Raw genomic sequence first — 23,956 nt, forward strand, 5'->3', positions numbered from 1 at the left:
CCTCCTGGTGATTCCCGGTTTCCGGGTAAGGAGGAAATAAGAATGCTCGTACATTTACCACACTTTGTAACGGTTGAAGACTTGACGGTTGAACAAACTCTAGTGCTCATTGAACGTGCGGAAGAATTTAAGGCAGGTACCCCTGCTCCTAAGTTAAGTCAACCGGTATACGTCACGAACATGTTCTTTGAAAATTCAACGCGGACCCATACTAGTTTTGCAATGGCCGAAAAGAAGTTGGGGTTAACTGAAATTCCATTTGATGCCAGTCATTCTTCGATCAAGAAGGGGGAAACCTTATACGATACTTGCTTGACGATGGATGCATTGGGGGTTGACCTGACGGTGATCCGGGCCAGTGAAAATGAATATTATCAAGCCTTGATTCACCCTAAGGCGGATGAACACCTTTCGATCGGGGTTGTAAATGGCGGTGATGGAAGTGGCCAACACCCATCTCAATGTATGCTTGATATTATGACGATTCATGAACATTTCGGTCACTTTAAGGGCTTGAAAGTCGCAATCGTCGGTGACATTACTAACTCCCGGGTAGCTAAGTCCAACATGGAAATTCTCAACAAATTGGGCGCCGAAGTTTACTTCTCTGGTCCTGAATACTGGTACGACCATGCCTTTGATAAATATGGCAAGTACCTCCCAATGGATGAATTAGTAGGGATGGTTGATGTAATGATGCTCCTTCGGGTTCAACATGAACGACACGCTGGTGACGCCAACGAAGCTAGCTTCAGCGCTGCGGATTACCATGCTAAGTACGGAATCAACAAGGCCCGTTATGAAGCTTTAAAGGATGATGCCATCATCATGCACCCAGGTCCGATTAACCGGGGGGTTGAATTAGCCGGTGAATTTGTTGAAGCCCCAAAGTCGGCCTTTGTTGAGCAAATGCGCAACGGCGTCTTTATGCGGATGGCAATGTTAGAAGCTGTCCTGCGCGGGCGGAAGTTAGGGGGCTTGGAATAATGAGTGTTACCAAAATTCAAGGCGGGACCATCTTTTTAAACGGTCAACTCGTTAAAACCGACCTCTTAATTGAAAATGGTAAGATTGCCGCAATTGGGAATGAACTCTCGGCCGCTGACACGATTATCGATGCTAGTGGGAAATTAGTTACTCCCGGCTTAATTGATCTCCACGTCCATTTCCGCGATCCAGGACTTACCCAAAAAGAAACGATTGAAACTGGAACAATGGCCGCTGCTCATGGTGGTTACACGACAGTTGGGGCAATGCCAAATGTCCTACCAACACCAGATAATCCGGAACGGGTAGCCAAACAAGTCAAGGCAAACCAAACAAGAGGGAGGGTCCACGTCCTTCAATACGCCACAATTACTGAAGGGCGTCAGGGTAATCAGTTAGTTGACTTTGCTGGGGTGAAAAAAGCAGGTGCCTTTGCCGTCTCCAATGATGGCTCTGGTGTCCAAACTGCTGGAACAATGTACCAGGCCATGAAAGCCGCTAAGGCTGCTAGTTTGCCATTAGCCGCTCATGTTGAAGATAATTCTTTGCTTTTTGGTGGGGTGATTAATGCTGGTAAAAAAGCGCGTCAGCTTGGGGTTCCCGGAATTTTACCGGTCACGGAGTCAGCCCAACTAGCTCGAGATCTGATGTTGGCTCAAGCTACCCATGTTCATTATCACGTTTGCCATGTTTCCACAAAGGAAAGTGTTAATCTAATTCGGCTGGCTAAAGCCCAAGGAATTCGGGTAACAGCGGAAGTCTCTCCGCATCATCTCCTTTTGTGTGATGAAGACATTGAAGCTAATAACTCTAATTACAAAATGAATCCGCCACTGCGGGGGAAGGCTGATCAAGCTGCTTGTTTAGCTGGACTTTTGGACGGCACAATTGACATGATTGCCACTGATCATGCTCCCCATGCCGAAAGTGATAAGGGACCTGATTTAATCAAAGCGGCTAACGGGATTACCGGTCTTGAGACTGCCTTTGCCCTTCTTTACACCCACTTAGTTTTACCAGGGAAGGTTCGTTTAACCGAGCTTCTCCAATGGTTGACGGCCGGACCAGCCGATGCCTTTAATTTACAAGGCGCTGGTCACATCCAACCTGGAATGCCAGCGGATCTGGCAATTTTTGACCTTTATAAGCAATTTACTTTTAAAGATGAAGATTATCTTTCCAAGGGTCACAATACACCATTTACTGGCTGGGATGTTCAAGGTCAAACAGTGATGACCTTAGTTGATGGTCAAGTGGTTTACCAACGTAAGGAGAACTAAATTGAAGCGGTATTTAGTATTAGAAGATGGGGTAGTTTTTGCTGGTAAAGCTTTTGGGGCAATGACAAACACCTTAGGTGAAGTTGTCTTTAGTACGGGAATGACCGGTTACCAAGAATCAATTACGGATCAGTCTTACGTTAACCAAATCCTGGTTTTCACTAATCCGTTAATTGGCAATTATGGTATCAACTTTGATGATAACGAAAGCTTGGAACCAGGCATCAAAGGAGTGATCTGTCATCACTTAGCTCGGCGACCAAGTAATTGGCGGAATCAGCAAAGCCTTGGTGATTTTTTGACGGATCATCAAATTCCAGGGTTACAAGGCATCGATACCAGGGAGTTGGTCCGGCATTTACGGTCAGCGGGGACCTTACGGGGGATGTTAACCGATGATGTTAGTGATTTGCCAGCGATTGTTGCTCAACTAAAGGCAACTAACCCCACAAAGGGAAGTATTGCGGCTGTTTCTACTAAGTCGGTTTACCCCAACCCTGGTTATCAACGCAATATTGTTGTGGTTGACTTTGGAATTAAACAAAGTATCCTGCGGGAATTGGCTAAGCGGGATTGTAACGTTGTCGTGGTTCCATACAACACCACGGCTAAACAAATTGAAAATTTGCATCCAGATGGGATCTTACTCAGCAACGGCCCCGGAGATCCAATGGAAATGATAAGCGCTATTAAAATGATTGCGGAAGTTGAAAAGCATTATCCCGTTTTTGGAATTTGTATGGGCCACCAGCTCTTTGCCCTGGCAAATGGAGCCAAGACTTATAAGATGAAATTCGGTCACCGGGGCTTTAATCATCCCGTTCGTGATTTGGCCTCAGGTAAAACGTACTTTACTTCCCAAAATCATGGTTATGCGGTGGATGCGGCTTCAGTTGAAGAAACTCAGCTAACGGTTAGTCAAGTTGAAGTCAATGATGGAACGGTTGAAGGTTTACGTCATAAGCAATACCCAGCCTTTTCCTTACAATTCCACCCGGACGCCGCACCTGGTCCGCATGATGCAGCTAGTTTATTTGATACTTTTATCAAACTCGTTGACGACCAAAAGGAGGCCCATCACCATGCCTAAGCGGAAAGATATCCATAAGATTATGATTTTTGGTTCCGGACCTATCATTATTGGGCAAGCGGCGGAATTTGATTATTCTGGGACCCAAGCTTGTTTAGCTTTGAAAGAAGAAGGTTATGAAACGGTGTTGGTTAACTCCAACCCCGCTACGATTATGACCGACAACCAAATCGCTGATCATGTTTATATTGAACCCTTAACGGTTGACTCAGTTTCCCGAATTATTCGCCAAGAATACCCGGATGCTATTTTGCCAACCATTGGGGGGCAGATCGGTCTGAACTTGGCGGTTGCTTTGGCCAAAACTGGACTTTTAGATGAACTGGGGATCCAACTTTTGGGGACTAAACTAGATTCAATTGACCAAGCCGAAGACCGAGAACGGTTTAAGGAATTAATGCAGGACCTTAATGAACCAGTGCCAGCTTCGCAAACCGTGGCAACGGTTGATGATGCCTTAGCCTATGCTGAAACAATTGGTTATCCGGTAATTGTCCGGCCAGCCTTTACCATGGGCGGAACTGGTGGAGGAATCTGCCATGATGCCGCTGAGATGGCAACAATTGCGGCTAACGGGCTTGATCTTTCGCCTGCCAACCAAGTATTGATTGAAAAGTCAATTGCCGGTTTCAAGGAAATCGAATTTGAAGTAATGCGGGATGCCGCTGATAATGCAATGGTGGTTTGTTGCATGGAGAATTTTGATCCGGTGGGTATTCATACCGGGGATTCAATTGTTTTTGCGCCGAACCAAACGATCACTGACCGGGAATTTCAAATGCTCCGGGATTGTGCTTTAAGATTAATTCGCGCATTGAAAATCGAAGGGGGTTGCAATGTGCAACTTGCCTTGGATCCAAAGAGTTACCAATATTACGTTATCGAAGTAAACCCACGAGTTTCTAGGTCATCAGCCTTAGCTTCCAAGGCAACGGGGTACCCGATTGCTAAGATGGCGGCTAAAATTGCGATTGGCTTAACCCTGGATGAAGTTTTAATTCCGGTTACTGGGAAAACCACCGCTCAATTTGAACCAGCTCTAGACTATGTTGTCTGCAAGATTCCGCGGTGGCCTTTTGATAAGTTCACCAAGGCTAACCGCCATCTCGGCAGTCAGATGAAAGCGACCGGGGAAGTGATGGCGATCGGCCGGACTGCCGAAGAAGCTCTCCAAAAAGCAATTCGATCCTTAGAAATCGATGCCAAGGATCTAATCTTGCCAGCGGCCCAAGCTGCGGATCAAGCCAGCTTAGAAGAAAAATTAACTCACGCCCAAGATGATCGGCTCTTCTACTTAGCCGAAGCTTTTCGCCGTGGTTATACGATTGACCAAGTTCATGCCCTCACCAAGATTAATGATTACTTCTTAGATCTTGTGGCCCACTTAGTCGAATTAGAAAAAACGATTCAAGCTCACAAGCAAGATGTCCCAACACTTCAAGTAGCCAAAGAAAATGGCTTTAGTGACCAAACGATTGCCAAGCTGTGGGGGGTAACCGCTGATGAAGTTCGGACTTTCCGTTTAGCAAACCAAATTCACCCCGTTTACAAGATGGTTGATACTTGTGCAGCTGAATTTATATCCGCTACCCCATATTTTTACAGTACTTACGACCACGAAAATGAAAGTCACCGTTCCAAGAAACCATCAATTCTGGTAATTGGCTCGGGACCCATCCGGATTGGTCAAGGGGTTGAATTTGACTATGCGACGGTTCATAGTGTGCGGGCAATTCAAAGTCAAGGCTATGAAGCAATTGTGATGAATTCAAATCCCGAGACGGTTTCAACGGACTTTTCAGTTTCAGACAAACTTTATTTTGAAGCGCTCACCTTAGAGGATGTTTTAAATGTGTGTGACTTAGAACAACCCGTTGGGGTGATTGTCCAATTTGGAGGTCAAACCGCGATTAACCTTGCGGCTGGTCTCGCTCAACACGGGATTAAGATCTTAGGAACGACCGTCAAGGATCTCGACGCAGCGGAAGACCGAGAAGTTTTTGACCAGGTGATTAAGCAACTTGACTTAAAACAACCGGTTGGTTTAACCGCTACAACTCCGGCTGCCGTTCTAGCTGCCGCCGAAAAAATTGGTTACCCGGTTCTCGTCCGGCCAAGCTATGTGCTTGGTGGAAAAGCAATGGAAATTGTTTACAGCCAAACTGAATTGGAACAATACTTGCAAACCAATGCTCATGCAACGGTTGATCATCCAATTTTAGTGGATGCCTACTTAGAAGGGCGCGAATGTGAGGTCGACGCCATCTGTGATGGTCACCAGGTTCTCTTACCAGGGATTATGGAACACATCGAGCGAGCGGGGGTCCACTCGGGAGATTCAATGGCTGTTTATCCACCGCAAAGTTTTGATGCGGATATCAAAGCCCAAATTGTGGCGGCCACAGAAAAACTCTGTGTGGCTTTGAAATGTATTGGGATCATGAACATTCAATTCATTATTCATGATCATCAAGTCTACGTCCTAGAAGTGAATCCACGGGCTAGCCGGACAGTGCCGTTCTTAAGCAAGATTACTGGAATTGAAATGGCCCAAGTTGCTACCAAGGTTATCCTTGGGCAATCTATAGCCGACCAAGGTTTAACACCAGGTCTACATCCAGAACCCGCAATGATCCATGTTAAGGCTCCCGTCTTTAGCTTTAATAAGCTTGATGACGTTGATGCCTTTTTGGGACCTGAGATGAAGTCCACTGGGGAAGTCATGGGTAGTGACGTTACCTTTACTAAGGCCCTCTATAAGGCTTTTGCTGGCGCTAAGATGCTCTTACCTGATAACGGGAGCGTCCTTTTGACGATCGAAGACGCTGATAAGCAACGGGTCCTTCCGCTAGCCCAACGATTTGCTCGAATCGGCTATCGGCTTTTGGCGACGAGTGGGACGGCAGAATTTTTGAAACAACATGGACTTCACGTCGAAGTGGTTGATAAGCTCCATGAAACGGGAACCAATGATATCCTAGATACCATTAAGACCAAGGTTGATATTGTAGTTAACACAATGGGCCATGACTACCAAAAGAATTCGGATGGTTTTGTGATCCGGCAGACGGCCATTGAACACAATGTGCCATTACTAACGGCCTTAGATACGGTGGATGCCCTCTTAACGTCCTTAGAAAACCGGTCCTTTACCACCCAGGCACTATAAAGGAGAAGAAAATGGAACGATTAGCAGTTGAACTTCCGGGCTTAAAGATGCAAAATCCGTTGATGCCTGCCTCCGGAACCTTTGGCTTTGGGGATGCCTACGGGGCCGATCGGGTTGACTTTGATCAACTGGGAGCCTTTGTAATGAAGACGACGACCCCTCAAGCTCGGACTGGGAATCCGCAACCCCAAATTGCCAAACTAAGCGATGGCGTAATGAACTCGGTTGGTTTAACCAATCCCGGCGTTGACGCTGTGGTCAATGAAAAGCTACCCGCCTTTCATCAGGCCCACTCTAACCTACCAGTTTTAGCTAGTGTTGGCGGGGCGAGCTTAGCAGAATATCAAATGGTGGCCGAAAAGCTTGTTCAATCACCCTTTGTGAATGCTCTGGAGTTAAACGTTTCTTGCCCCAATGTTAGCCAAGGGGGGATGGCTTTCGGTACCGATCCAAAGTTAGTTGAAGCCGTAACTAGGACCGTTAAGGAAGTTAGTGGAACTATCCCGGTTTACGTCAAGTTGACGCCAAACGTGACTTCAATTACTGAAATCGCCAAAGCTGCGGAAGCAGGGGGTGCTGATGGTTTGAGTCTAATTAATACCGTTTTAGGTCTCCACATTGACCTTAAAACCCGTAAACCGGTTCTCGGAAACGGGATGGGGGGCTATTCCGGAACAGCCATTAAGCCACTTGCCGTTCGGATGGTTTACCAAGTTGCCCACGCCACAAAGCTCCCAATCATCGGAATGGGTGGGATTGAAACCGCCGCTGATGTCTTAGAATTTATGTTGGCCGGTGCCAGTGCTGTTGCCGTCGGTGCTGGTCACTTTAAAGATTTGAACATTTGTCCCAAGTTAGCGCATGAATTACCAAACTTAATGGATGAGCTCGGCATTCAAAATCTCAGCGAATTAAAACCCATTGAATAAAGAGAATTGAATTAATCGTGTGAATACTTGACAGCGGTTAAAGAAAATTGCATAATGAATGAACAAATTATGTTAAAGGATTCACATGAAAGGTGGAAATGGATAATGTCTCAAAAAGTCGCAATGGTTACGGGTGCTGGCCAAGGAATTGGGGAAGCAATTGCTATTCGTTTAGCTAAGGATGGCTTTGCGGTTGCCTTGGTTGCTCGGCATGCCGACAAGTTGAACGAAGTTAAGGACAAGATTGAAGCTGCCGGTGGTAAGGCATTAGTCGTTACGGCGGACGTATCCAAGCGTGATGAAGTTTTCAAAGCCGTTGACCAAACGATCGATGCTTTGGGGGACTTTAATGTCATGGTAAATAACGCGGGGGTTGCCCCAACGACGCCAATTGACACCGTTACCGAAGATGATTTGAATTACGTTTACTCCATCAACGTAAATGGAACGATCTGGGGAATTCAAGCCGCTCATGCTGCCTTCAAGAAGCTGGGCCACCCAGGTAAGATCATTAACGCCACTTCCCAAGCTGGGGTTGTTGGTAACCCGAACTTGACAGCCTACTCCAGTTCTAAGTTCGCCATCCGCGGGATTACCCAAGTTGTGGCCCGCGAATTGGCTGAAGAAGGTACGACGGTTAACGCCTTTGCTCCTGGGATCGTGAAGACCCCAATGATGTTTGACATCGCCCACCAAGTTGGCCAAAACGCTGGCAAGAGTGATGAATGGGGGATGCAAACCTTTGCTAAGGACATCGCTTTGAAGCGTCTTTCCGAACCAGAAGATGTTGCCAATGCGGTTGCCTTCTTAGCTGGTCCTGACTCCGACTACATCACTGGTCAAACTCTTGAAGTTGATGGTGGGATGCAATTCCACTAGAAAATAGTTCAAAATTAAAAGCTCCGCAGTTTTTTAGAAGTGCAATCGAAAGGTTAGTTAAAGTTAAAGATGCTAGAGGGTGGGAAGAAACTCAAGTTTCTTCCCACCCTCTTGTCATCTCCGAATGTTACTCAGTAACTAAGGTCAAAAAGCACGGCCTTAGTGGATAAGTGCGAACGAAAGGCCGATTCTAATGAATCAACCTTCGTTCTTCTTATCCCAACCAGGCCGTCAAGGAGCTTTTTTCCCAACCTCTTAGTTTTAGGTCTACAATATTTGGTACTGATAGGAGTAAAATCCTAGCAGTTTTTGATTTAGGGGATTTTATGTATAAAAAAAGAAGACGGCTGTCCCCCGTCTCTTCAAAAAGAAAGGACCGTCTCCATGAATAAGTATATCAAAAATCTAACGGGATTAACAGACAATTTAATCATAACCAACCATCAAATAGGTGATTATGGTTCGTTTATTTTTCCGTACTTTCCGCAAACTTCGTCTTAATGTAATCAGCGGAAACTTGGAGCTTTTGCAGTTCTTCTTCAGTAAGGTCTAATTGCAAACGTTCTAAGATCCCATCAGCCCCAACAATCGCTGGGTAGGAGAGGTAAAGCCCGTATTCAGGAGCGTAGTTAGAAACAGGTAATTCGGTGTGGGCATCGTTGAAGATCGTTTCGACTAAACGGACTGCGGCGGTTGCAATCCCATAGCTCGTATACTTCTTGCCGTAAAAGACGGTAAAGCCACCTTCCCGGGCTTGCTTGTCCATTTCATCAAGATTAAGGCCCTGTTTTTCTGCTAGTTCAGTAATTGGTTTGCCGAGAACGCGGACTGTTGACCAAGCAGTGAATTGAGAGTTCCCATGTTCACCAAGGTTATAACCAACAACCGAGCGCGGATCGATCTCAAGTGAATTCGCAACGGCATGCTTCATCCGTGCTGAATCAAGCAAGGTACCGGTTCCAATCACATGTTCTTTAGGGAGTCCAGTCCCTTCTTGGTAAAGCATCGTGATCACGTCAACTGGGTTGGTAATCACCACTATCTTACCGTGAAAGCCGGAAGCTTTGATCTTCTTTGCGACATCTTTTACTTGGGTACTGGTAAATGGTAGTTCGGCAAACCGATCATTATTTGGATTGTCTTGGAGTTTGATATTTCCTAAGGCTGAGACAATAATATCGGTGTCTGCTAGTTCAGCGTAGTCATTGTAAGCAAATTCAACGTGGTGGGAGAGGTTTGCCATCGCATCCTTGAAGTCAATGACGTCAGCTTTGACTTTTGCTTCATCGAGGTCAAAGAGGACCAACTTATCAACTAGTCCACTGACAACCAAATGATGAGCAACTGTTTGGCCGACATGACCATCCCCGATTACGGCAACTTTTCTTGACATAATTTCAGCTCCTTAAATTAGATTTATTCTCATTGAAATTTAATTTACCATTTAATTGTTAAAAAGGCAAGCCGAAACCGCTCACAAGGGGTAGAATATAAACAGATTGGAGGTAATCAGAATGAACTTGACGAATGCAATTAAGTTACGGCAGGCAAATCGAGAGTTTAAAAAGACGCCATTAACGGCAGAAGAAGTTGAACAATTAACCGAAGCTGCAGGGTATGCGCCTGTTGCCCGGGGCCGTTTTAATGACTTTTTAATCACCGTGGTAAATGATCCAGCCACGATTGATATCTTAGAAGCTAACGACACTGGTCATCCTTTCTATGGGGCACCAACGGTTATTATGATTTCAACAACCTTAACCGGGCAATCAGGCTTTTTGAGCGCCGGAATGATTGCCGAAAATATCGAATTAAAAGCGACAGACCTCGGCCTTGCAACTTGCACCATTTTAGGGGTGGTTAAGGCAAGTATCGAAGAGTCCGAAGCCGCTCTAAATAGTTTGGGCTTACCAGGTGACTTCCATCCCGTTTTGGCAGTTGCAGTCGGGCACCCAGACCATGAATTAAAGCCGCGGAACTTTGTCACTAACCGCCTGCGGACGGTAACGATTGATCCAGAAAAGTAAGTTAGCAAGCAAAAAGACTATCAATAAAATTCCGTTAAAAATTTTATTGATAGTCTTTTTTTAGTTCAAATCTGCTAAATCTTTTGCAAAGTATGCTTTCAGATAACGGGCAACCCCAGCGTGGTCATTGTCGTATTCGGTTTCATCGTCAGCAATTTCTTTAATTAGTGGAATTGCATTTTTCATGGCAACGCCACGGCCAGCGTAATCAATCATTTCGTAATCGTTTTGTTCATCACCAAAAGCAATGATGTTTTGCCGGTCGATTTGATAGAATTTGGCGACGTGATCGAGGCCGTCTTCTTTATGAACACCGCGATGAATCAATTCCATGATGTCATAAGGGCCACCCCAAATCCGGGGTTCAACAAAGTTGCCGTAGTGTTCAGCAATCTGGCCTAAAATTGTCGTTTTTTGTTCGGGCGTAAATTCGATTGTTAAGGCGATTGGGTCGGTGGCCAGGTTTTTGGCGTTTAAATATTGGTCATCCCGTAACTTTACCGGTAAAAATTCTGGTAACATATCAGTTGGGTGGTCTGCCCAGACGTGAAGTTTATCTTCAGCTACTAAGGTTTTTAAGCCCAGTTGATCTTTAGCATCCAATAAGTTTAAACTCATCTCCCGGGAAACATTAAGAATTTGTTCTCCGGCCCAATGCTTGTGGGGAATGTGAGTTAAGGCGCCATTGAAATTAACCATCGGGGAGGTTAGGTGTAAGGCGTCATAAATGTGTTTTGAAATTAAGTAGGGACGCCCGGTTACAATTACTACTATGTGTCCTGCCCGTTCAAGCTGGTGGAGAGTCGCAATCGTTTCAGAGGCAAGCTGTGACTTGCTATTTAAAGTGGTGCCATCTAAATCTAGGGCAATTAGGTGCCGTTGCATATCATCCGTCCTTTCGTAATAGTTCTGACTATTATATCATGTTTTGCTTTAGCGTTGCGTAGGTAATCCCGGGGCGGTAGAATGGAAGCTGAACATTAAATTGAAGGGAAGAAATTTTGTGCAACTACCAACGGCCTTTATTGAAAAATATCAAAAGTTACTTGGCGAGGAGGCTCCGGCTTTCTTGGCAAGCTTTGACCAAGCAAGTTACAGTGGTTTCCGAATTAACCCCTTGAAGCCAGGATTGCCAGTAGCGAGCCTTGAGCAAGCGACAGCAAAAGCGCCTCATGTAAAGACGGGGTACTACGGGAAAGTTAATGGCAACTCCCTTGACCACGTGACCGGGTGGGTTTATAGCCAAGAACCATCAGCAATGACGGTTGGAGAAGTTGTTGCACCACAACCAGGGGAGAAGGTCTTAGATCTGTGTGCGGCCCCTGGGGGAAAAAGTACCCACCTGGCTGCGCAAATGCAGAACCAAGGGCTGTTAGTCGCTAATGAAATCTTCCGGAAGCGGGCGAACATCTTAGCTGAAAATCTGGAACGGTGGGGGGCGCAAAATGTTGTCGTTACCAATGAATCACCCGACCAGTTAGAAAAGCATTTTCCCCAATTCTTTGATCGAATTTTAGTTGATGCTCCTTGTTCAGGAGAGGGGATGTTCCGAAAAGAACCAGCTGGGATAGAATACTGGAATCCGGATTATCCAGCTGAATGTGCAAATCGTCAACGCAAGATTTTAGCTTCAGCCATGGTGATGTTAAAGCCAGGTGGAACCTTAATCTACTCAACTTGTACCTTCGCCCCAGAAGAAGATGAGCAAATGATTGCTTGGCTTTTAAAGGAGTATCCAGACCTTGCTGTAGCGCCAATTAAAAAAACGGCAGGGATGGATGATGGCCGACCAGAATGGGCGGATGGCAATCCAGAATTGAAGAAGGCTTGCCGGCTCTTCCCGCATCACTTTAAAGGGGAGGGGCATTTTATCGCCAGGTTAGTTGACCAACGTTCCAGCCAACCGGAAAAAAAGAAAAAGGCTAAAAAAGGCCAATCATTGGATCGCAATTTTCAACTCAGCAAAGATGAAAAAAACTTAGTAAATGACTGGTTAAATACGATGATACCTGACCTAAAGGTAAAAAGAATGGTCAAGTTTGGGAGCCAAGTTTATGCCGTTCCTAGCGTCATGAGTAGCTTGGTTGATTTAAATGTTTTACGCCCTGGTTTGCACCTAGGAACCCTAAAGAAGAAGCGCTTTGAACCAGCCCACGCCCTGGCTTTAGCTTTACATGCAAGTGAGGTCACGAGGGTTGTTACCATCACCGAAGACGAATGGCATTCCTACACTCATGGTGAAACTTTATCAGGTCATTCTGAAGAAAAGGGGTGGACCCTTTTGAACTGCCAAGGTCACAGTATCGGTTGGGGAAAGGTCGTTAATGGGACAATTAAAAACTTCTACCCAAAGGGGTTACGGAATTAGTTAACAGGGTAGTGATAAAACCTTACTGGCTTGAGTTTCTGTATAACATTTGAAAATATAAAGAGGCTGAGAAAAACACTAACCATTAGCTCAGGAACGTTGAAGAGAGCTTGCTGACTTATTTGGCGTCTGTGAGTCCATGCAAGGTCGAATAGATAGGTGCAACACCTACTATTTGGCTACATTCCAACGTTTAAGCTAGTGGTTTTTCTTCTCAACCTCTTTTTTTCAATCATTTGCTTTGCAATTTTCGTTGTGCTAAATAGCCCACTAATTCTGGCGAAAGAATAGTTTTTACTCGTTGCCAATCAGCAGTTGATTGACAACCAAGCAGGGCGTAGAGCCGTTTAATTTCACGTACCCAATGATCAATGGCGCGATCAAGGCCGGCTTCTTGATTTTGGATTAATTCATGTAAGAAGTAGCCAGCCACCCCAACGGCTGAAGCTCGCATGGCTAAAGCTTTGACGACATCAATTGGGCTGGTAATTCCACCACTGGCAATAATGGTTGGCCGTTTAGTTAATAATTGTGCTTCGAGTAGACTTTCCGGTGTCGTTAAGCCAAAATCGTAGAGGTCAGTAAAATTATCTTCATGGTTTCGCCGGTCTTCTATCATGGCAAAGTTTGTTCCACCTCGACCTGAGACATTCACAATTTGCGCTCCAAGTTGGGCGAGATCGGCAATGGTTTGGGCACTCATTCCGAAACCAACTTCTTTAATGATTACTGGAACATCGAGGTTAGTGATGATTTCTTTGAGGTTTGCTTGCCACTTGAATTTTCGGTCCCCTTCAGCCATGACTGTTTCTTGAGCGGCATTGAGATGGATTTCCAAAGCATCGGCATTAATTAACTTGACCGCCGCTTGGGCTTGCTTTAAGTTAGCGCCCGCACCAAGGTTAGCAAAAATCAACCCATGCGGATTTTCTTTCCGTAAACAGGTAAAAGATGCCTCAGCAGCTGGATCTTTAAAAATAATGCTCATTGATCCGGTTGCCATGGCAAGATGGTGTTTAGCGGCTAGTCGAGCTAAGCTGCGGTTGATCTTAGTGGATTGCTGGCTTCCTCCAGTCATCGCTTCGATATAAAAGGGGACCGCTAGTGAAAGGGGTCCCAACTTGGTGGTTAAGTTGACGTCTTTAACAATCGTTTCAGGAAGTCCTGTTGGGACTAACCGAACGTTATCAAAAGGATGGCTTTGATGGCTCACTGAGTATAATTTTTCGGCTAATGAAAGGTGTTCAACCTTACGATGCGCTTGCAATGATTCCATGGTACTTACCTCGTTGGCTTTAGGGAGTAACGTTGGACGTCACCGATGTAGTGAACAGTTAATGGTAATCGTTCAATGCCTGCAACTTGCCAAGCAATCATCAAATGGCTTAAATCGACATGGGAATCAATGGCGACAATACCACAGTCACCGCCCCCAGCCCCGGAAGCTTTGGCCGCACCGCCAAATTGTTCAGCTACTTGACAAAGTTTCTTTAAAAGGGGTGTTTCAATATCTACCCCTGATTGACGCGCTAAATCGGCCAGTAACATCCGGTTAGTGCGAATTTGGTCTTGAATGATCCGCAAGTCTCCAGTCCGAAAACCTTGAACCATTTTTTTAATACAGAGGCGGCTGTTTTCTAGAAACTGATGATATTTTACTTGGTGTTCTGCTTTGAAGATCGCAATTTTATCAACTAAGCGAGAAGTTGAAGCGGGTTTTCCTGTCCAACCAATCACTAATTTTAAATTGGTAGGTACACTCAAGGGTTCAATTTTTAAGTTTGGCCAAGGTAGGGTTAATAGCTTAGGTAAAGACAAAACTTTTCGTTGTTCAGCAAGCCACTGGCGGTCAAAAGAATGGTAAGCAATCCAACCGCCATAAACAGAAGCAGCGACATCCCCTAAGGAGCCATTGCCTTGGACGGAAAAGTGGGCAATGGCTGCTAATTTAAAGATTTGATCTTTAGTGACCTTTAAATGGTAGAACTTGCAAAGGGCGCGAACAGTAGCAACGGTTACGGCAGCGGAGGAACCCAAACCGTACTTTCGGCCACTTTGATTATCAAGTTGACTATCAATTTGCAGGTCATAAACCTTGAGCTCTTGATGGCAGGCTTTGGCATATTCTTCGGTGACCTTAATTGCCGCTAAGATATATGAAAAAGGATTGTCGCGTTGGTCAACAATTAGTTCATCTCCTTGCCGGCGCCATGACACCGCATTGTTTTGGTATTGCTGGCTAATAATTTGCCCGGTTTCACCATTTGCATTTTTAATTGTACAAGTAATAAATTGGTTGAGGGCAACCAGAATTGCTGGGTAGCCGTTTTCAACGACGGCATATTCGCCTGCAATGTAAAGTTTGCCTGGTGCTTTTGCAGTAATCAAATTTAGGCATTCCTCTCGTCTATAGTTCTTCAACGCCGGGGCCTGGTTTAGCGACCGCCAAGTGGTCAGCCCCAAATTGGGCGGCTAACGTATTAAAGATCGTTTTCCGGTCCGCTTGGTCGTAGATTACCTTCACGTTGGGACCGGCATCCATCGTATAATAACAGTTTACCCCGCATTCACGCAAGTGATCGATCGTTGCCATGGCCGCCAGGGTCTGGGAATTAAAGTAAGTAAAGCCAGGATCAGCGGCTAAGTTTAAAGCGTGCATCCGTAAGGCATTGGTTTGAGCAATGTGACCGATTTCATTGACATCATGCTTGGCAATTGCCATTTTAATTTTCGCCATATCAGCCTTAACTACTTCTCGCCAGGCTGGATAATAAGGCGAGGTCTCAACCACGTGTTGCATCCCCCCGCGACTGGAAACCTTCTTTTCCCGGGTATCTATGAGAATTGCTATCATTTCAAGGCCAAAGTCAACGCTTTCTTCAATTGGTTCAGCAAAAGAAGTCGCATCATCAACACCGGCATGCCATTGTACCAAACCACCAAAGATTGATCGGGTTGCTGAACCTGAACCCATCCGGGCTAAGCGGGAAAGATCCTGCCGGGTGGGATGATGACCACTTGCCCAGGTTGCAGCGGCTGCTAAAGCTGCAAAAGCAGAAGCAGATGAAGCAAGACCAGCGGCCATTGGGACATTGTTAATCGAAGTTACGTGGGCAAAGTCGCTTACTTGATAGCGTTCCCGGACCAATGTTAGGAAATCACTAACGCGTTTAGCTACTTTAGGTTTGGCAATTTGACCATCAATTTGAATTCGATCGGATTTAAGAGTCGGATCAAATTCGACCTTTGTCGTAGTATAAAATCGATCGAGGGTTAAGGAGAGACTATCAGTTTGGGGAAGCATGAGTTTTAGATCTTTTTTTCCCCAATATTTGACAAGCGCAATATTAGTGTGAGCACGTGCCGTCGCTTTCATTTAGACTTCCTCCTTTAATGGTTGTAGCCAAGTTTGGGTAGCCCCGGCATTTTGTAAGTTAGCAACAAGTTGGTTAGCAGTTTGATGATCTTTAGCGAGGGCAAAGAAACAACCCCCCCGGCCACCTCCCGTTAATTTTGCTCCGAGGGCGCCGGCTCGTTTAGCTTCGGCAATTAAACGATCAAGAGTTGGATCACTTACGTTCAGGGTGGCTAAATTGATTTGGGCTTTATCCAAAACCGTTCCTAAAGCTTGCGGTTGGTTGGAAGCAAGAAAATGCTTGGCATCTTCGGCTAACCGACCGAGATCATCAATCGCCGCCTGGGCTGTTGTTGGATGAGCGGTTAGTTCAGCTTTAACTGCCGCAATTGCTTCTTTGGTGGCGCCGTGAACACCGGAATCCCCAATTACAACATAAGCGTCCAAATCCAAGGGTAAGGTAACCCCGGCCTGACCCCGGACAAACCATAATGGTTGGGCGGAACTCACCGTTGCAGCGTCCAAACCACTCGGACTTCGGTGGGTAACCTTTTCTTCAATATCCGCCCATTTAAGTAATTCTTGCCGGTCGAGGCGAACCTCATAGTAATCGTAAAAGGCGCGGACAATTGCTACTGCCGCTGCCGCAGAGGATCCCATCCCCCGTTCGGCTGGAATTTGGGAGGTCACCGTCATTGCCCAGTGACCATCATCCTTAAAACGAACTTGGAGAGCGGAAATTAACTTTTGAATTCCCTTCATTGATGCTGGAAGTTGGGCCAATAAACCAGTGTAATACCGGCTTTCAATCTGAGCAGCGCCGCGCTGAGGCGATAGTTGAACTTTGGTTTTAATATCGGGAAGCGGAAGGGCAATTGCCGGTTGCCCGTAGACCACACTATGCTCACCGATCAAAATTAACTTGGCGTGACTTTCACCATAACCCATTGTTTTCAAAGTCCGTAACCTACTTTCTAAAATAACTTCCTCCATTTTACCATTAAAAAGCAAAAGATGAGAAATGGTCATGAGGGATCGTGGTTATTTTTGATTGATCATAGTATGATGGATGAAGATCAAAAGAAGAAAGAACGAATTGAAATGAGAAAAAAACAAGCCGACCACGGTCAAATTTATTCGGTGGTAGACTTAGAGACCACCGGTACAAACGTTAAGGAGGGGGATCGGATTATCCAAATCGGGTGCCTCCTAATTTGTGATGGAGAAATTATCAATCGTTTTGAAACGAAAGTTAACCCCCTTAAACCTATTCCACGATCAATCACCCAGTTGACGGGAATTAGTAGTCACGATGTTGAGAGTGCGCCAGTCTTTGATGATTTGGCACCGATGTTAACAAGTATGCTTGCGGATACAGTGTTTGTGGCTCACAACGTTAACTTTGATTTTCCTTTTTTAAATGCGGAATTAATGGCTGCCGGGGAAAAACCCTTGCAAATTCCGGCAATTGATACGGTGACCTTAAGTCAACTCCTGTACCCAAATGCTAAAAGTTACCGCCTGCGGGACTTAAGTGCCAAATTAAAAATCGAACATGATCAACCACATAGTGCAATTTCGGATGCGGAAGCTACTGCACAGTTATTAGTGGATTTACTAGCGCGACTACATCGGCTCCCAACCTTAACCTTGAAAAAATTGGTAAAGATGGAATTGGTCTTACCGCAGCAAACAAAATTATTATTTGAACGGGAATTACGGCAACGCAAACTTAAGCCGCAATCCTTGTCAGAGGATTTGTATGTTAGTCACGGTCTGGTTTTGCATAAAAAAAGACCGCTAACAATCAGTGAGGGGGATGCCCGGTTGACTTATCCAATGACGAAACGGCAAAAGATTCGGCTTTACCAGGACCAATTGGTGTATCGGCCAATCCAAGCTAAAATGATGAACGCCATTTATAACTTCTTTACCCGGGATAAGGCCCGCCAAGTAATGGTTGAAGCGGGGACGGGGGTCGGAAAGACCTTGGGTTACCTCTTGCCACTTACCTATTTGACGGTGCCAAATGGGAAAATTATTGTTTCGACAGCGACTAATTTATTACAAAGCCAGCTCCTTACTCAAGGAATAGCCCAATTGAAACAATTACTTCCGGGGAAAATTAATGCGGTTACGGTAAAGGGAAATTCTCATTACCTTAGTATTAGTAAATTTGCCCATTCATTAATGGTCAACGAAGATTCTCAACTCAGTCAGTTTTTGAAGGCGAAAATTCTAATCTGGCTTTTGCAAACTACGACCGGTGACTTGGAAGAATTAAACTTAAACGCTCAACAAATTCCGTATTTGAGCGAAGTTAGCCATACTGGATTAAATAATTTATCGGCAGACGATCCCTTTTACCGGGATGATTTTCTAGTTAGTCGGCAACGCCAATTACGCCACGCCAACGTCGTTATTACTAACCATGCCTACTTAGTGGCCCATGCGGCAGAATTAGGTGCTTTGGCTAATGAAACCTATTTGGTGGTTGATGAAGCCCAAAATTTAGCAATTAACTCCCAACGCGAGAGTCGTCAACAGATTTCTTTTAATCAGCTTCGAATAGCAATCAACCAAATGCAAGCTTTGACAAATCCTAGCAGTAACGCCAATTTAGCAGAACTCTTCAATGCTTTTCCAATTGGTGCTTATCACGTAGAACTGATCCGTAAGGATTTATCAGCCTTAAAAGACTTGGTTGAGCAATTAACCTTGGCCTTTTTAACGAAGGTAGACCAACAGCCCAATCTGGATGGCTTTATCGAACAAGTTTTAGTAAATGGTGAACTGGTAATCATGCTAGATTCTAGTAATCCGCTAATGGAAAGTTTTGAACAAGCGACAGCCAGCCTAAAATTACATTTCACTACACTTCAGCACCTCTTTAATGATCACGCTGAACGATGGTTAGGAAGCGATCGATATCTGATGAATCAATTTGCAAGTCAGTTAAGTCATTTGATGACAATTGAAGCTGGTTTTCAAGCAATTCGAGCTACCTTAGAAAAAAAAGATGAGACTCCGCTTTTTTGGCTGACAATGCGTTCAAGGAGTGAACGGTCAACTTTGGTTTTAACTGGTGGCAATTTAACTGTCAATCATTTCTTAAGAGAACGGGTCTATGCCCATTTCAACCGCCAACTATTTGTTGGGGCAACCCTTTTTACATCCAATAAATCCGCTTTTATTTTTGACCAATTGGATTTAGAACGGGAAAAAGTTAAGATTAAACGTCTGCCAGTTGCTTTCGACTACGAACACCAGGCGCGATTTCTGATGGCAATGGATGCCCCTTCGCCAACCGAAGCTAGTGATGAAACAGTGATAACTTACTTATCACAAACCATTGCCAATTTAGCAGAAGCTACTAATTGCCAAACAGTGGTTCTTTTTAACTCTCTTCAGACTATCGAGCGGGTTTACACTAAGTTACGCCAAACTGATCTATTTAATCAACGGGATATATTAGCTCAAGGGATCAACGGTAACCGGGATAAACTTTTGAAACAATTTAGTACCGGCCAAAATACGGTTCTTCTGGGGGCAGCCAGTTTCTGGGAAGGAATCGATTTACCAGCCAACCAACTACAACTACTAATTATTACGCGTCTACCATTCGAAGCACCGAACCGCTTTGAAAATCAAGCCCGTTGTGAATTGTTAAAGCAGGCAGGGAAAAATCCCTTTTATCATTATGAGCTACCACAGGCGATAATTCGACTTCGTCAAGGCGTAGGTCGATTATTACGGACACCAACTGATAATGGAGTGGTTGTTGTTTTGGATCCGCGGATTACGACGAAACGTTATGGAAAGACAATGCAAAATGCTTTACCACCATCCTTAAATAAGGAAAGCTTAATGACAAGTGAATTAACCCAAAAGGCGGCGGCATTTTTAACTCAGCAAGCAAGGAAAGTCAATGAAAAATGAATTAATCCCTACTAAGCGGGGCTAATCTATGATAAACTTTTACTGATATTGTTTAGGAAGGAAGGCTTTTATGCAAAGTCGGCGAGATGTTCAACGTCAAAGAAGTCGGATTTCTGGGAAAAAACTGGTCGTTAGGACTTTAATGTTTCTTCTGGTAGTAATTTTAGTTACTTGGGGGACATTTGCTTTAGCAACCCAACCAATGCGAAGTGCTCAACACCAAGCGATCCGTTTGGCGAAAAGGTATGCTGGCCTAAAGACTGCGAATGGTTTTTACACCTATAATCGTGATCATACCTATTACACTGTGAGTGGGGAAAATCGCCAAGGGCAAGCCGTTTTAGTAATTGTGCCCCAAAAAGGGGGGAAGCTTCGGGTAGTTAAGCAATCAAATGGCTTGACTAAACAAGAGGCAATTGCTAAGGTGCGGTCTGAAAACAAAGTTAAAAAGGTTTTACGGGCGGCACCGGGAGTTTTTAATGACCATGTGGTTTGGGAAGTATCTTACCGCAATGCGAATGGATCACTTTGTTATGACCTGTTAAACTTTACATCTGGCAAGTACGTTCAACGGATCAACAACCTATAAGAATATTTGGAGGAATCACGAGTGCAAACAATTAACATTATTGATGCGCCAAAGCACGTCAACGAACGAGTAAAAATTGGGGTTTGGTTAACCGATAAGCGTTCCAGCGGGAAAATTGCTTTCTTGCAATTACGGGATGGAACAGCCTTTTTCCAAGGCGTTTTGCTCAAAAACAAGGTTACCCCCGAAATTTTTGAAATGGCAAAGCATGAATTGCACCAAGAAGCCAGTTTCTGGGTAATTGGAGAAATTCATGAAGACAAGCGTTCCAAATTTGGATACGAAATTCAAATCGAAGATTTAGAATTAATCGATAAGAGTGAAGATTATCCAATTGGAAACAAGGAACATGGAATCGATTTCTTATTGGACAACCGGCATCTTTGGTTACGGTCGAGTAAGCCTCAAGCAATGATGAAGATCCGGGATCGAGTTATCCGGGCCAACTACGAATACTTCGGAAGTCATGGCTTTACTAAGATTGATCCACCAATTTTGACAGGGAATGCACCTGAAGGAACGACTGATCTTTTCCACACTAAGTACTTTGAACAAGATGCTTATCTTTCTCAGTCTGGTCAACTTTATGAAGAAGCAGGGGCCTTAGCTCTGAACAAGGTGTACTCCTTTGGACCAGTTTTCCGGGCTGAAAAATCTAAGACGCGGCGACATCTAATTGAATTTTGGATGATCGAACCGGAAATGGCCTTCATGCATCAAGAAGAAAGCTTGGAAGTTCAAGAAGAATATGTGGCCTACTTAGTTGAAAAAGTGATTGAAGATTGTAGCCATGAACTTGAAGTCCTTGGTCGGGATCCTGAAACCTTGAAGCCATTTACCCAAACGCCTTACCCACGGATTAGTTATGATGAAGCCATTGATTTATTGCAAGAAGGTGGCTTAGACGTGAAGTGGGGCGATGACTTTGGTTCACCAGAAGAAACCTTCTTGGCTGATCACTTCTCCAAGCCAGTCTTCATTTTGAACTATCCAAAGTCAATCAAGCCGTTCTACATGAAGAATCACCCAACCCGGGATGATGTTTACATTTGTGCCGACCTCTTAGCCCCAGAAGGTTATGGGGAAATTATTGGGGGGTCCGAACGGGAAACGGATTACGATACCTTGCTCCAAGCTGTTAAGGATGCCGGTTTAGACCCAAAGGATTATGCTTGGTACCTAGACTTACGGAAGTACGGGTCAGTTCCGCACTCCGGTTTTGGTCTTGGTTTGGAACGGTTCTTAAGTTGGATTACTTTACAAGACCACTTACGGACGACGATTCCATTCCCACGGATGCTCAACCGGCTTTACCCTTAATTTAGAAGCTAATTTAAAATTAAATTTAATAGGCCACCAATTTGAGTAGGAAGAGTAACGCTTAATTTAGGCAGTTTTAGGTGATCACTTCTTACTGAAGTTGGTGGCTTTCTTACTTACTTTGAGTTACCCGTGATTTGGGTTTAAGGAGGAAATATGGCAGAAAATATTCTTTCCAAATATTTAGTACTCGGCCAGACAACCATTAGCAATGTCTTGTTACATCATTACCATGACTTGGGGATGAGTACCGGAGAATTTATGGTTTACCTCGAATTAAAGAGTTTTTTGGATCGGGGACAAGTCCCAAATATTAAACAAATTGCGGGTTACTTAGGAACAAAAACGGATCAAGTCTATGGATTGATCCATGAACTTGCCAATCACCAATTTTTACGCCAGACTTTACAAAAAAATGAAAGTGGCCAAGAAGCAGAAGTTTATGACTTTTCACCCTTAGAAAATAAAATTGCCACTTTTTTGATGAAGGACCAAGCTTCTCAAATAGCTCAAGAAAAGGTGACCAAAGAAGAACTTTTTAAAAAATTAGAAAGCGGTTTTGGACGCCTTTTAAGTCCGATGGAAATTGGGTTAGTGAATGACTGGCTTGATGAAGATCACTATGATCCCGCAATTATTGAACTTGCCTTACGGGAAACGGTTTTAAATGGTAAATATAATTTCAAGTATATGGATCGGATCTTATTGAACTGGCGACGACGGAAATTAACGACTGCCCAAGCAGTCGAGGCAGATTTAAAGAACTATGCGGAGCAACGGTCCGGGAGTTCAGTTAATCAAAAAGCAATGGATCAACTGCCAACGCCGCATATTCCAATTTTTAAGTTAGCCGATCAGCCAAAAGGTAAGAATCAGTAAAGTTCAATTCTAGGAACGATTAATATTTGGCTTTTAGATATAATATGATTAGAACTTATTAGTGGAGGATTTTTTGTTTATGAATAAGAAACAAAAGTTAGCCGTTTCATTAATGGTGGCAACGGCTTTAGCAACCCCGGCCGTAATGACAAGTGCGGCTTTTGATCAACCAGTGATAGTCGCCCATGCGGATACAACCGCGAATCAGGGACAACAAACATCAACGTTGTCTAAGTCCTATGTCGTCTATGGATCTGGTGCTTCAGAAAGTGCCTATGCCAACTTAAATGATGTGATGGATGTTGATTCATCCTTTACGAAATTGACGGCGACGGGGCAGGATTATGCCACTTACATCGGAAATGGGAGTACAACCAGCGATGCTTCGATGATTTCATCAGTAGCAATCACCCCCACAGATCCTGGCTCTGGGGTTAAAGTGAATATCAAGAAGTATAATGGAGAGAGTAATATTACTAAGGTCACAGCTCAGCAATACGCTATGGTTGCACAAATGGCTGGGGTTACCGATATTACCATCACGGTAACGGCCAATCGGGCGGTTTCTGGTGAATCTGCTTTAACGGGAGTTTATAAGGCCTTTGCCGCTGATGGACATCAGTTAAACACCCAAAACACAAGTGCGGCCAACTCAGTGTTAACGGCAACTCAAAGTGCGATCGACGCTAATAGTAACGATAGTGGTTACGCTGGAAAGTTGATGGCAGCTGTTGGGGATACTTCCAAGCAAGTGGCCCAAGAAAAACAGAATGGCAAGAATCTCACTAAAGTACAAATCCAAGTGATCCTAAAACAAGCTCTGCAAAAACGGGGAGTAGCGGACCAAACCAGTACTAACCAACAAAGCCAAATTGCTGACGCTTTGGTTAACTTCCAAAATTCACCAATTTCATCTTCAAAGACTTATGTTTCAAATGTTTCCAATACGATTAATAACGTAAAGAATTCGACTGGGGATTTGATGAATAAGGCGAAGAATTGGTTGAACAGTGATTCTGGTAAGCAAGCAGCAAGTCAAGCGACCAATTGGTTTCAACGGTTGGTTAATTGGATAAAGGGATTCTTCCAACAAAATTAAGATTATAAAGAAAAAGGCTTAGAAAACTTTTCTAAGCCTTTTTTGA

Annotated in this window: 19 protein-coding genes; 13 read left to right on the forward strand and 6 right to left on the reverse strand. The window is 44.4% G+C overall.

Annotation, left to right across the window (positions count from 1 at the left end):
* Positions 1-42 precede the first annotated feature (42 nt).
* From GTO83_RS04675 to GTO83_RS04700, 6 genes are all read left to right on the forward strand, one after another.
* The gene (locus GTO83_RS04675) at positions 43-987 is read left to right on the forward strand and encodes an aspartate carbamoyltransferase catalytic subunit (protein WP_180871958.1); all 945 of its coding nucleotides are present in this window, start codon (positions 43-45) and stop codon (positions 985-987) included.
* Positions 987-2,267 carry a dihydroorotase gene (locus tag GTO83_RS04680; RefSeq protein WP_180871959.1) on the forward strand — a complete coding sequence of 427 codons (1,281 nt, stop codon included), beginning with the start codon at positions 987-989 and terminating at the stop codon, positions 2,265-2,267. Before GTO83_RS04675 ends, GTO83_RS04680 begins: the two co-directional genes overlap by 1 nt.
* Positions 2,233-3,357: a carbamoyl phosphate synthase small subunit gene (locus GTO83_RS04685; RefSeq protein WP_180872122.1), complete on the forward strand. Its 1,125-nt coding sequence runs from the start codon at positions 2,233-2,235 to the stop codon at positions 3,355-3,357. Before GTO83_RS04680 ends, GTO83_RS04685 begins: the two co-directional genes overlap by 35 nt.
* Complete coding sequence (carB, locus tag GTO83_RS04690) at positions 3,350-6,526, forward strand: carbamoyl-phosphate synthase large subunit (protein ID WP_180871960.1); 3,177 nt, start codon at positions 3,350-3,352, stop codon at positions 6,524-6,526. Before GTO83_RS04685 ends, carB begins: the two co-directional genes overlap by 8 nt.
* A gap of 11 nt (positions 6,527-6,537) precedes the next feature.
* A complete protein-coding gene (locus GTO83_RS04695) occupies positions 6,538-7,455 on the forward strand; it encodes a dihydroorotate dehydrogenase (protein WP_180871961.1) in 918 nt (305 codons plus the stop codon).
* Positions 7,456-7,560: 105 nt separating this feature from the next.
* Entirely contained in the window at positions 7,561-8,334 is a 774-nt protein-coding gene (locus tag GTO83_RS04700) for a (S)-acetoin forming diacetyl reductase (RefSeq protein ID WP_180871962.1), read from the forward strand.
* A 466-nt stretch (positions 8,335-8,800) separates the two neighbouring features.
* On the opposite strand, the gene GTO83_RS04705 is transcribed toward GTO83_RS04700, so the two are convergent.
* On the reverse strand, positions 8,801-9,727 hold the full coding sequence (locus GTO83_RS04705) for an L-lactate dehydrogenase (protein WP_180871963.1): 927 nt from the start codon (positions 9,725-9,727) through the stop codon (positions 8,801-8,803).
* A 121-nt stretch (positions 9,728-9,848) separates the two neighbouring features.
* Between GTO83_RS04705 and GTO83_RS04710 the strand changes: the two genes are divergently transcribed.
* Positions 9,849-10,361: a nitroreductase family protein gene (locus GTO83_RS04710; RefSeq protein ID WP_180871964.1), complete on the forward strand. Its 513-nt coding sequence runs from the start codon at positions 9,849-9,851 to the stop codon at positions 10,359-10,361.
* Positions 10,362-10,421: 60 nt separating this feature from the next.
* Here GTO83_RS04710 and GTO83_RS04715 read toward each other — a convergent pair whose 3' ends face one another.
* Entirely contained in the window at positions 10,422-11,246 is an 825-nt protein-coding gene (locus GTO83_RS04715) for a Cof-type HAD-IIB family hydrolase (RefSeq protein ID WP_180871965.1), read from the reverse strand.
* A gap of 118 nt (positions 11,247-11,364) precedes the next feature.
* Here GTO83_RS04715 and GTO83_RS04720 point away from each other — a divergent pair, with 118 nt between their 5' ends.
* Entirely contained in the window at positions 11,365-12,729 is a 1,365-nt protein-coding gene (locus GTO83_RS04720; RefSeq protein WP_180871966.1) for an RsmB/NOP family class I SAM-dependent RNA methyltransferase, read from the forward strand.
* Positions 12,730-12,961: 232 nt separating this feature from the next.
* Here GTO83_RS04720 and fni read toward each other — a convergent pair whose 3' ends face one another.
* Genes fni through mvk form a run of 4 tightly spaced genes read right to left on the reverse strand, consistent with a single transcriptional unit; the run spans position 12,962 to position 17,032 of the window.
* Positions 12,962-14,005, reverse strand: a complete 1,044-nt coding sequence (gene fni / locus GTO83_RS04725) for a type 2 isopentenyl-diphosphate Delta-isomerase (protein ID WP_180871967.1) — start codon at positions 14,003-14,005, stop codon at positions 12,962-12,964.
* Between the two features lie 5 nt (positions 14,006-14,010).
* A complete protein-coding gene (locus GTO83_RS04730; RefSeq protein WP_180871968.1) occupies positions 14,011-15,117 on the reverse strand; it encodes a phosphomevalonate kinase in 1,107 nt (368 codons plus the stop codon).
* Between the two features lie 19 nt (positions 15,118-15,136).
* The gene (gene mvaD / locus GTO83_RS04735) at positions 15,137-16,105 is read right to left on the reverse strand and encodes a diphosphomevalonate decarboxylase (protein WP_180871969.1); all 969 of its coding nucleotides are present in this window, start codon (positions 16,103-16,105) and stop codon (positions 15,137-15,139) included.
* Positions 16,106-17,032 carry a mevalonate kinase gene (mvk, locus tag GTO83_RS04740; protein WP_255463192.1) on the reverse strand — a complete coding sequence of 309 codons (927 nt, stop codon included), beginning with the start codon at positions 17,030-17,032 and terminating at the stop codon, positions 16,106-16,108.
* 153 nt (positions 17,033-17,185) lie between these two features.
* Here mvk and GTO83_RS04745 point away from each other — a divergent pair, with 153 nt between their 5' ends.
* The 5 genes from GTO83_RS04745 to GTO83_RS04765 all read left to right on the forward strand — a co-directional run bounded on the left by GTO83_RS04745 (position 17,186) and on the right by GTO83_RS04765 (position 23,910).
* A complete protein-coding gene (locus GTO83_RS04745; RefSeq protein WP_180872123.1) occupies positions 17,186-20,023 on the forward strand; it encodes a helicase C-terminal domain-containing protein in 2,838 nt (945 codons plus the stop codon).
* 70 nt (positions 20,024-20,093) lie between these two features.
* Complete coding sequence (locus tag GTO83_RS04750; protein ID WP_180871971.1) at positions 20,094-20,612, forward strand: DUF5590 domain-containing protein; 519 nt, start codon at positions 20,094-20,096, stop codon at positions 20,610-20,612.
* Positions 20,613-20,633: 21 nt separating this feature from the next.
* Positions 20,634-21,932: an asparagine--tRNA ligase gene (gene asnS / locus GTO83_RS04755; protein WP_180871972.1), complete on the forward strand. Its 1,299-nt coding sequence runs from the start codon at positions 20,634-20,636 to the stop codon at positions 21,930-21,932.
* A 156-nt stretch (positions 21,933-22,088) separates the two neighbouring features.
* On the forward strand, positions 22,089-22,811 hold the full coding sequence (locus GTO83_RS04760; protein ID WP_180871973.1) for a DnaD domain-containing protein: 723 nt from the start codon (positions 22,089-22,091) through the stop codon (positions 22,809-22,811).
* A gap of 79 nt (positions 22,812-22,890) precedes the next feature.
* Complete coding sequence (locus GTO83_RS04765; protein WP_180871974.1) at positions 22,891-23,910, forward strand: DUF1002 domain-containing protein; 1,020 nt, start codon at positions 22,891-22,893, stop codon at positions 23,908-23,910.
* The last annotated feature ends 46 nt before the right edge of the window (positions 23,911-23,956 follow it).

The sequence above is a fragment of the Lactobacillus sp. 3B(2020) genome (assembly GCF_013487845.1).
GTDB classification, from domain to species: Bacteria; Bacillota; Bacilli; order Lactobacillales; family Lactobacillaceae; genus Limosilactobacillus; species Limosilactobacillus alvi.